At 59.8% G+C, this 9,160-nt stretch carries 12 protein-coding genes; 9 read left to right on the top strand and 3 right to left on the bottom strand.

Annotated features, from left to right (window positions below):
* Positions 1–143 precede the first annotated feature (143 nt).
* A complete protein-coding gene (locus Q8O80_RS12270; RefSeq protein WP_305579732.1) occupies positions 144–1,034 on the bottom strand; it encodes a LysR family transcriptional regulator in 891 nt (296 codons plus the stop codon).
* 151 nt (positions 1,035–1,185) lie between these two features.
* Between Q8O80_RS12270 and Q8O80_RS12265 the strand changes: the two genes are divergently transcribed.
* Positions 1,186–1,446 (top strand): hypothetical protein, encoded by a 261-nt coding sequence (locus Q8O80_RS12265; protein ID WP_305579731.1) that lies wholly within the window; start codon positions 1,186–1,188, stop codon positions 1,444–1,446.
* 158 nt (positions 1,447–1,604) lie between these two features.
* Here Q8O80_RS12265 and Q8O80_RS12260 read toward each other — a convergent pair whose 3' ends face one another.
* Together Q8O80_RS12260 and Q8O80_RS12255 are read right to left on the bottom strand one after the other, a co-directional pair.
* On the bottom strand, positions 1,605–1,850 hold the full coding sequence (locus Q8O80_RS12260; RefSeq protein WP_305579730.1) for a PilZ domain-containing protein: 246 nt from the start codon (positions 1,848–1,850) through the stop codon (positions 1,605–1,607).
* 16 nt (positions 1,851–1,866) lie between these two features.
* Entirely contained in the window at positions 1,867–2,379 is a 513-nt protein-coding gene (locus Q8O80_RS12255; RefSeq protein WP_371136182.1) for an invasion associated locus B family protein, read from the bottom strand.
* A 324-nt stretch (positions 2,380–2,703) separates the two neighbouring features.
* On the opposite strand from Q8O80_RS12255, the gene coxB reads away from it, so the two are divergent.
* The 8 genes from coxB to Q8O80_RS12215 all read left to right on the top strand — a co-directional run bounded on the left by coxB (position 2,704) and on the right by Q8O80_RS12215 (position 9,107).
* A complete protein-coding gene (gene coxB / locus Q8O80_RS12250) occupies positions 2,704–3,630 on the top strand; it encodes a cytochrome c oxidase subunit II (protein ID WP_371136181.1) in 927 nt (308 codons plus the stop codon).
* A 23-nt stretch (positions 3,631–3,653) separates the two neighbouring features.
* Positions 3,654–5,348: a cytochrome c oxidase subunit I gene (gene ctaD, locus Q8O80_RS12245; protein WP_305579728.1), complete on the top strand. Its 1,695-nt coding sequence runs from the start codon at positions 3,654–3,656 to the stop codon at positions 5,346–5,348.
* Between the two features lie 92 nt (positions 5,349–5,440).
* On the top strand, positions 5,441–6,349 hold the full coding sequence (locus tag Q8O80_RS12240) for a heme o synthase (protein ID WP_305579734.1): 909 nt from the start codon (positions 5,441–5,443) through the stop codon (positions 6,347–6,349).
* On the top strand, positions 6,346–6,528 hold the full coding sequence (locus Q8O80_RS12235; protein ID WP_305579727.1) for a hypothetical protein: 183 nt from the start codon (positions 6,346–6,348) through the stop codon (positions 6,526–6,528). Before Q8O80_RS12240 ends, Q8O80_RS12235 begins: the two co-directional genes overlap by 4 nt.
* Before the next feature lie 8 nt (positions 6,529–6,536).
* Positions 6,537–7,094 (top strand): cytochrome c oxidase assembly protein, encoded by a 558-nt coding sequence (locus Q8O80_RS12230; protein ID WP_305579726.1) that lies wholly within the window; start codon positions 6,537–6,539, stop codon positions 7,092–7,094.
* A 2-nt stretch (positions 7,095–7,096) separates the two neighbouring features.
* A complete protein-coding gene (locus Q8O80_RS12225) occupies positions 7,097–7,933 on the top strand; it encodes a cytochrome c oxidase subunit 3 (protein WP_305579725.1) in 837 nt (278 codons plus the stop codon).
* 65 nt (positions 7,934–7,998) lie between these two features.
* A complete protein-coding gene (locus tag Q8O80_RS12220; RefSeq protein ID WP_305579724.1) occupies positions 7,999–8,352 on the top strand; it encodes a DUF983 domain-containing protein in 354 nt (117 codons plus the stop codon).
* Positions 8,349–9,107 (top strand): SURF1 family protein, encoded by a 759-nt coding sequence (locus Q8O80_RS12215; protein ID WP_305579723.1) that lies wholly within the window; start codon positions 8,349–8,351, stop codon positions 9,105–9,107. Before Q8O80_RS12220 ends, Q8O80_RS12215 begins: the two co-directional genes overlap by 4 nt.
* The last annotated feature ends 53 nt before the right edge of the window (positions 9,108–9,160 follow it).

Below are 9,160 nucleotides of genomic sequence, written 5' to 3'. Positions count from 1 at the left end.
CGCACATGGCCAAATTCGTCCTCGACGGTGCGTTTGACCGCCTGAGCGATTTCGCTGACGCTGAATTCGGCGGCATTGGTAAGAGGATCGGCCATATCGACTTGGTGCGACATCGGCCCCGACAGGTCAAGAGCGCTGCCCACTTACTCCGCTGCTTCTGATGCCTCGGACGCCGATTCCAGATTGCCCATCGACTCCACGATATGGTTGGCCAAGGCATCAAAGATGCCGCCATAGGCATGGCTGGCGCGCATCAAGGCGATCTGGGCGTCGGCCAGATGGGGCAGGCCGGGTTGGTCAGTCACCACGCGCATGCCCGGCTGCAATGCGCTTTCGGGCAGAAAGCCGACGGCCAGATCCGAGAGCACCGCACTCGAGATCGCGGTGGCGTTCGAAGAGGTATAGGCGATCCGGTAATCCCTGCCGGAACGATCCAGCGCATCCTGGGCGTCCTTGCGCCAAATGCAGTATTGGGGGCCACAAGCGATAGCGATCGGGTCACTCTCCAGCGCCCTCCCACCATGGGAGGCCACCCAGTGCATCTTTTCAGTGCGGAACAGCTCGCCGTAATTCTGCTCGGTGCCCTGGGTAAAGACGATCAGGTCATACCTGCCAGCGCGCATGCCTTCGAGCAGATGCTCGGACGCCATGCAGGATACGTCCACCGCAATCTTGGGGTGGGTACGCTGAAAGCTCGACAGGATCACCGGCAGCAATCGTACCGCATAATCGTCGGGCACGCCGAAGCGGATCGATCCCGCCAAGATGTCGTTTGAGAAATAATCAAGGATCTCCGCATTGCTGCGCAGCATCCTGCGGGCTCGGGCATAGAGCGCCTCACCATGCAAGGTCAGCGTTACACCGCGCCCCTTGCGCGCCAGCAACGATTGTCCAAGCCGGTCTTCGAGCCGTTTGATCTGCATCGAGACGGCAGACTGGGTCTTGTTCACCCGCCGTGCGGCTTCAGTGAAGCTGCCACAATCAGCAATGGCACAAAAGCTCTGCAATTGGTCCAGATCAAGCGGCGCCGCCATGTTGCCTCGCATCACCAAAATTGATGAACTAAATGAAATCTATTTGTTGGACGAATGCAAGTCCAGAGCACTATTGATTAGTTGTCGCCAATCGACACGCAGTGGCGACCCCGCCGACATCCTCGGCAGAACTACAAGCTCGGAGAGTACTATGGCTATCTCGCTTCCCGGCGAGCGGTCACTTGCGGCCGCCACGCCCAGTCCATTTGCTGCGATTACGCGCTGGATTGCCCTGACCAAGGCCGCCCGTACCCGTCGGATCGCACTGATGGCCCTGCTCGATTTGGACCAGAGTCGGCTCGCCGATCTGGGGATCACGCGCGCCGACGTTACCGCCGCACTTTCCGTCCGCAAGCAGGCGGGTTCGGCGTCTCTGCTTAACGCTGCCCGCGCGCGCAACACTCGCCTGTAGGGCGAACTTGTTTTCGCCGAGCGGAGCGCTCGGTGACACCGGTTGGTACGGATCGTCGTTGCGAGCTCGTGCCATCTCCTGGGTCGGTTTTGCCGCCGATCCAGTTTCCTGATGACTTGCCGGACCGTGCCTCGCACGCGTCCGGCTTTTTTTCATAGTCAGATGAATTTCACGCCGATTTCCAGCGCTGTGCGCCAGGCCACCTGGCAGTCGAACTTTCGGCCGTCATCCATAACCAGCTCAAAACTGTCAGGCACACCAACGCTGCTGGCGATCTTCAGGCGGGCGCCGCCATCTGACAGGCTGCGCACCGTACAGTCATAGGTCGAGTAACCGGCATTGGTAACAATGCGGCCACCCTTGAGGACGCGGTGTCGGATCGTGGCGCGGCGTTCGACTGACATCAGATTGTTTCATCCCTTATGGGAGTTGCTCAAACCCGTCTTTCAGTCCGTTAAGCGAGACTGGAATACCAATGCCTTCTTCAGGCGTCTTGAATACCACGAAGATGGCGCTGGTACCGCTCGTCAATGTCTCGATCAAAGTGTCATCAAGAACGACCTCGGCCACGCAGCCATTGGGCAGGCAGCGCACAAAAGCCACCCTTCCCATGTCCTGACCATCGACATTCAGGCCCAGTCCGTTGGGCAGCAACACGCCGAGCGGCGCAAGGATGCGCAACAGCCGCGCTTCTCGATCGGCGGTACGCAGGATAATGACCGAGAGACCGACATTGGGCTGATCCTCGGCCAGCACGTTCTGAATCAGGGCGCATTGCTCGAAGCTGGCCCCTGGTGGGGTATCGCAGCTCATCTGCCAGTCACCGTGCTGCGCGCGCACCACGCCCTGGGCCAATACAGCACTGCCACCGGCGGCGATTGTGAGGATGGCCAGACCAATGCCGGCGAGATGGCGTTTTAGAATCCGCTTCAATCTATCGATACTCCCGCCGAATCGTGCGTCTACTCAAGGCTCTGACTATTTCCGACAGGCTGGCGCCCAAGTCAACCAAACCCCGGATTTGCTAGGGTTATATGGGCGAAACTGCGGCGTGGATGAGGCGAGCCAGCCTCACCTGGCGCGCATTATGACGCAGCGCAGGTCAGTTGTGGTAATGGACTTGCCGGTTTCAATATGATTTAGGTCTCTGGAAGAGTTTTCGCTCCGAGGTTGAGTCGGGGCGGCGTTTTCTATGCCGCTGTCATCGCAACTCAATCCCGGTGCGGATGCACCAATTGCAGTCGACACAGGGGTTTAATGGTGATCGGTCAGTTCTTGAAAAAGGTGGGCGCCGTCGTGGCCGCCGCAGTTGCGCTGGCCCCGGCTATTGCCCTGGCCCAGGACGCGCCTGTTGAGCCAACCGGCTATGCCGCGCCCGGACAGATCCATTTGCAGCGTTCGGTAACGCCGGTCATGGACTCCATTGTCAGCTTCCATGATGGCATTCTGATGTGGACGATCAGCCTGATCGTGGTGTTTGTGCTGGCTTTGCTGCTGTGGATGGCCTTTCGCTTCAACGTCAAGCGCAATCCGACGCCAGCCAGCTTCACCCATAATACGATGGTCGAGGTCGTCTGGACCGTATTGCCCATCATCATCCTGATCGTCATCGCTATCCCGTCCTTCGGCGTGCTGTCCGACCAGCTGACCGTGCCCGATGGCGAGCGCAAATATCTCGGCTCCAATATCTTCTCGTTCGGCGAGGTTGACGTTCCAGCGCCCGAACTCACCGTCAAGGCGACAGGCCAACAGTGGTACTGGGATTACCAGTATGTCGACCAGGGCCTCGAATTCAGCTCGCTGATGCTGCAGGAAGATGACCGGACCGCGACCAAGCCGGCCCAGCCGCGTCTGCTCGCTGTGGACAGCGAACTCGTCGTGCCGGTCGATACGACAGTGCGCTTGCAGGTCACCGCCGATCCGCAAGGCGTGATTCATGCTTTTGCTGTCCCGTCGTTCGGCATCAAGATTGACGCTGTGCCCGGTCGCCTCAACGAAACCTGGTTTAACTCCCGTGAAACGGGCATTTTCTACGGTCAGTGCTCGGAACTGTGCGGCAAGGACCATGCCTTCATGCCAATCGCGGTGCGCGTCGTCACGAAAGAAGAATTTGCCACCTACATGGCGGCGTTTGAAGGGGGCGACTACACCGCCGCCAATGCCACTCTTGCCGCAGTGCAGTAGACCAGGGCTCAGAGGATAATCATATGACCGATACCGCTCACCTCCAGGCTCACGCAACCGGACACGACAGCGCGAGCCACGCGCATACGCCGACCGGCTGGCGTCGTTGGGTCTTCTCGACTAATCACAAGGACATCGGCCTGATGTACCTGGTGTTCACCATCTTCACTGGCGTTGTCGGTGGATTGCTTTCTGGCGTCATGCGCATGGAGCTGCAGGAGCCTGGCATTCAGATCTTCCACGGTCTGGCAGGCATGGCCTATGGCATGGACGGCGATGCCGCTCTCGATGCGGGCAAGCACATGTACAATGTGTTCACCACAGCCCACGCGCTGATCATGGTGTTCTTCGTCGTGATGCCTGCCACCATGGGTGGCTTTGCCAACTATTTTGCGCCGCTGATGATTGGCGCCCCCGATACGGCATTCCCGCGCATCAACAACATCGCGTTCTGGCTGTTGCCGCCAGCTTTCATCCTGCTGGTCATCAGCCTGTTTGTTGAGGGTGTCGGTCCTGGTGCCAATGGCGCTGGTGGCGGCTGGACGATCTATCCGCCATTCGCGACAACGGGTCATCCGGGTCCGGCGATGGACTTCGTGATCCTCTCGCTGCACATCGCCGGTATCAGCTCCATTCTGGGCGCCATCAACCTGATCACCACCATTTTCAACATGCGCGCCCCGGGCATGACGCTGCACAAGATGCCGCTGTTCGCCTGGTCCGTGCTGGTGACTGCGTTCCTGCTGCTCATGGCTCTGCCCGTTCTGGCAGGTGCCATCACCATGCTGCTGACCGACCGCAACCTTGGCACTGCCTTCTTCAAGCCCTCCGAGGGTGGTGATCCGATCCTGTTCCAGCATCTGTTCTGGTTCTTTGGTCACCCCGAAGTGTACATCATGATCCTGCCGGGCTTCGGCATTATCAGCCACATCGTCTCCACCTTCAGCCGCAAGCCGATCTTTGGCTACATGGCAATGGCCTACGCCATGGTCGCCATTGGTCTGGTCGGATTTGTCGTGTGGGCACACCACATGTTCACCACCGGCCTGAGTCTGGACGTGCAGCGTTACTTCGTGGCGGCGACAATGGTGATCGCGGTGCCAACTGGCATCAAGATCTTCAGCTGGATCGCCACCATGTGGGGCGGTTCGATCACCTTCAAGTCGCCCATGCTCTGGGCTGTCGGCTTCATCTTCCTGTTCACCGTTGGTGGTGTGACCGGTGTGGTGCTCGCCAATGCCGGCGCTGACCGTTCCCTGCATGACACCTACTACGTGGTCGCCCACTTCCACTATGTGCTGTCGCTGGGTGCCGTGTTCTCGATCTTCGCGGCATGGTACTACTGGTACCCCAAGATGTTCGGCTACATGTACAACGAGACCCTCGCCAAGGTGCATTTCTGGGTCATGTTTGTCGGCGTGAACCTGATCTTCTTCCCGCAGCACTTCCTTGGCCTGGCTGGCATGCCGCGTCGTTACATCGACTATCCGGATGCCTTCGCCCTGTGGAACCGCGTCTCCTCGGTCGGCTACTACATCACCTTCGTCGCAATGATCGTCTTCTTCTACGCGACCTGGGAAGCCTTCAAGCGGAAGCGCCCTGCTGGTGACAGCCCTTGGGGCGTGGGCGCAACGACGCTGGAATGGACGCTGAGTTCGCCGCCGCCATTCCATCAGTTCACCACGCTGCCCAAGATCGAATCGACCAACGCGCATTGAATGCGTCCGGGCCGCGCTCGCGCGGCCCGGCCAGTCACCCAAGGAAAGCAAGGCCCGTGGCTTTAAGCGACGACAGCAGATATCTATCGGCCATGACAGGCGAAGCGCGCGTGGAGGATTATCTCGCGCTGCTGAAGCCCAATGTCATGCAGCTGGTCGTGTTCACTGCCATTGTTGGTCTGCTGGTAGCGCCAGGCGGGATCAACCCGCTGATCGGCTTCATCGCCGTGCTTTGCATTGCCATCGGCGCAGGCGCCGCCGGTGCGCTCAATATGTGGTATGATGCCGATATTGACGCCATTATGAGCCGCACCATCAATCGCCCGATCCCTGCAGGTCGCATTTCGGGTGGCGAAGCGCTGATCTTTGGCGTCGTGCTGTCGGTATTTTCCGTCGTGCTGCTGGGTCTGGCGACCAATTGGGTCGCTGGCGGCCTGTTGGCCTTCACCATCTTCTTTTATGCCGTGATCTATACCGTTTGGCTCAAGCGCTCGACGTCGCAGAATATCGTTATTGGCGGTGCGGCCGGCGCTTTTCCACCCATGGTGGGCTGGGCTGCCGTCACCGGCACCATCACCCTGGAGAGCATCGCGCTATTCCTGATCATCTTCCTGTGGACGCCGCCCCATTTCTGGGCGCTCGCTCTCTACAAGCAGAGTGACTACGGCGCTGCCGGTATTCCCATGTTGCCCAACGTCAAGGGTGTGCCCCACACCAAGGTACAGATCCTCATCTACACCGTGCTGCTGGCCGCCGCTGCCATGCTGCCGACCCTGTTGGGCTTTGCCGGCCTGATCTACACTGTTGTGGCCGTGCTGTCGGGCGCGGGCTTCCTGGTACTGGCCTGGCGGCTCCTGCGGACTGGCGAAGATGTCGTGATGCGCAAATCGGCGCGTGCTCTGTTCAACTATTCGCTGGGCTACCTGTTCGTCCTGTTCCTGGCGCTGCTGGTCGACAATATGCTGGCGCGATATGGCGTCCTGCCAGGAGTTCTGTCATGAGCGCACCGGACGAAATTCGCGCCGTCGAGATCGAAACACCCGAGGTTGCCGCTGCCCGCGCCAAGCTACGCCGTCGCCGTGCGATTGCCCTGGGTGTCGCCTTGGCGCTGTTTGCCATCACTTTCTACATTCTGACCATCGTCAAGATGGGGCCAGCGCTGTTTGATCGGGCAATATGATGGCTGACATGACCCAATATGATAGTGCGGCGCGCACCAGCAGTCGCAATCGGCGCACCGCGCTGAGCGGTTTGTTCATTGCCGCCGGCATGGTGGGACTGGCCTATGCGTCAGTACCGCTCTACCAGCTATTCTGCCAGGTTACCGGTTATGGTGGCACCACACAGGTCGCGGCAGAGAATCCCAAGGGTATTATCGCCCGTGAGATGAAGGTGGGCTTCGACTCCAACGTCGCCAGTGACCTGCCTTGGAAGGTGATCGCGGCCCGTCCGGTCACCGACAAGATCGGCGCGGTCGATACAGTCAATTTCGTGGCGACCAATTATTCGGACAAGCCGGTTACCGGTCATGCCATTTTCAATGTCTCTCCGGACAAGGCTGGCGTTTACTTCAACAAGATCGAGTGCTTCTGCTTCACCGAGCAGACGCTGCAGCCCGGCGAAACCGTGGACATGCCGATCGTCTTCTTCATCGACCCTGAGCTTGATGACAATCACGAGCTCGCCACCGTTAAAGAGATCACCCTCTCTTATACTTTTTACGCTTCAGACAACGAGGGAAGCTGACCATGGCTGGAATTGCCAAGAATCACGACTATCACATGGTCGAACCGAGCCCGTGGCCGTTTGTCATGTCGGTCGCGGTGTTTTTACTGGCCCTGGGCATCATTTTCTGGATGCGCCAGTGGACGCCTTGGATGTTTTTCATCGGGCTGACCGCGGTGCTGTACACCATGTATGCGTGGTGGAGCGACGTCATCAAGGAAGCCAATAACGGCGTGGACCACACTCCCGTCGTGCAGATGCACCTGCGCTACGGGATGATCCTGTTCATCACGTCGGAAATCTTTGTCTTCTTCGGCTTCTTCTGGGCCTATTTCGACGGCTTCTTCCGCCTTGACGACGTCGAACAATATGCCCGCGTCGCCGGCACTGGCGGCGTCTGGCCGCCGATTGGTGTCGAATTGTTCGACCCCTTCCATCTGCCACTGTTCAACACGCTGCTGCTGCTGACATCGGGCACTACCGTCACCTGGGCGCATCATGCGCTGCTGCAGAATGACCGTGAGGGCCTCAAATGGGGTCTGGCATTGACGGTATTGCTGGGCGTGGTGTTCACCGCCGTGCAGGCCCTGGAATACAGCCAGGCCGGCTTCAGCTTCAGCGGCAACATTTATGGTGCCACCTTCTTCATGGCGACGGGCCTGCATGGCTTCCACGTCATTATCGGCACCATCTTCCTGGCTGTCTGTCTGCTGCGCGCCATCAGGGGCGAATTCACGCCGGAGCGCCATGTCGGCTTCGAGCTGGCCGCCTGGTACTGGCATTTCGTCGACGTGGTGTGGATTTTCCTGTTTGCCTCCATCTATGTCTGGGGCAGCTGGGGTGTGCCGCTCAGCCACTAGGCTCATGCGATTGATTGCACGGGGCGCGGCAAACATGCTGCGCCCCGATCTGTTTGGAGGCCAGCTTGTCGCAGCCATCGCCGTTCACCGCCGGTCTGCTCTGCCGCTGCCCGCGCTGCGGCGAGGGCAAGCTGTTCAACGGGTATCTCAAGCTGGCGCCGAAATGCACGGTGTGCGGGCTGGACCTGTCCTTCGCCGATAGTGGTGATGGCCCCGCAGTCTTCGTCATTTTCCTGGTCGCGCCCGTCATTGTCGTACTGGCCATGGTGGTTGGCGCGCTCTTCAATCCGCCGCCTTTCGTCCACCTGATGCTGTGGATTCCCGCCACGATCGTTTTGTCGCTGGCGCTGTTGCCTCCTTTCAAGGGGGTGCTGGTGGCCCTGCAATATCGCCACGACGCCCATGAGGGGCGCCAATGAGCCAGCGCGGTCGCCTCGGATCGGTCATGACCGGCACATTTGTGGTGCTGATGCTGCTGTTGGCCGCTATCTGCGTCTGGCTCGGCGTCTGGCAATTGCAGCGTCTGGCCGAGAAGGAAGCGTTGATTGCAGCCGTCGACCAGCGCCTTGATGCGCCACCTGTCGAGGTGCCTGCGGTCAGCCAGTGGGCCAGCCTCGATCTGGACGACCTCAACTTCCGCCCCGTCTCGTTGAGCGGCGCCTTCCGCTACAACCAGACAATCACCGTCTTCACCAGCCTGTCCAACGCTCGCGGCGCCGCCTCCGGCCCCGGCTATTGGGTGGTGACCCCGTTTGTACTGACCGATGGTGGCACGGTATTCGTCAATCGCGGCTTTGTGCCCGAGGCGCTGCAGGAAGCTGCGGTTACCGACCCGGAAAGCGATATCGTCCCGGTGACCATCACTGGCCTGCTGCGCTCCGGAGAGAAGGCGGGCTTCATGACGCCGGCGCCCGATACCTCCAACCGCGTTGAATGGGTCCGCGATCCGGCGCGCCTGGCCGAAATGATCGACCCTGCGCTGGCGCCCATTGCCCCATTCTATGTTGATCTGCCCGCCGGAGCGCCCGGCGAATTGCCCCAGGGTGGTGAGACGGTGATCGAGTTCCCCAATAGCCACCTGGGCTATGCCCTCACCTGGTTCGGCTTTGCCATTGTCGCTGTCGTCATGCTTGGCTTCTGGTTGTTCCGGCAACGCACGAGCAGCAGGGACTGACGCGGCGAACTTGCGGTTCAACGCCGATTTCACTAGGTTATGGCAATTCCAAA

Origin of the sequence: Devosia sp., assembly GCF_030689745.1 — a bacterium.
In the GTDB taxonomy this organism is placed as follows: domain Bacteria; phylum Pseudomonadota; class Alphaproteobacteria; order Rhizobiales; family Devosiaceae; genus Devosia; species Devosia alba.
The sequence above is the reverse complement of the archived record's forward strand: the minus strand, read 5'-3'. Positions and strand labels throughout refer to the sequence as shown.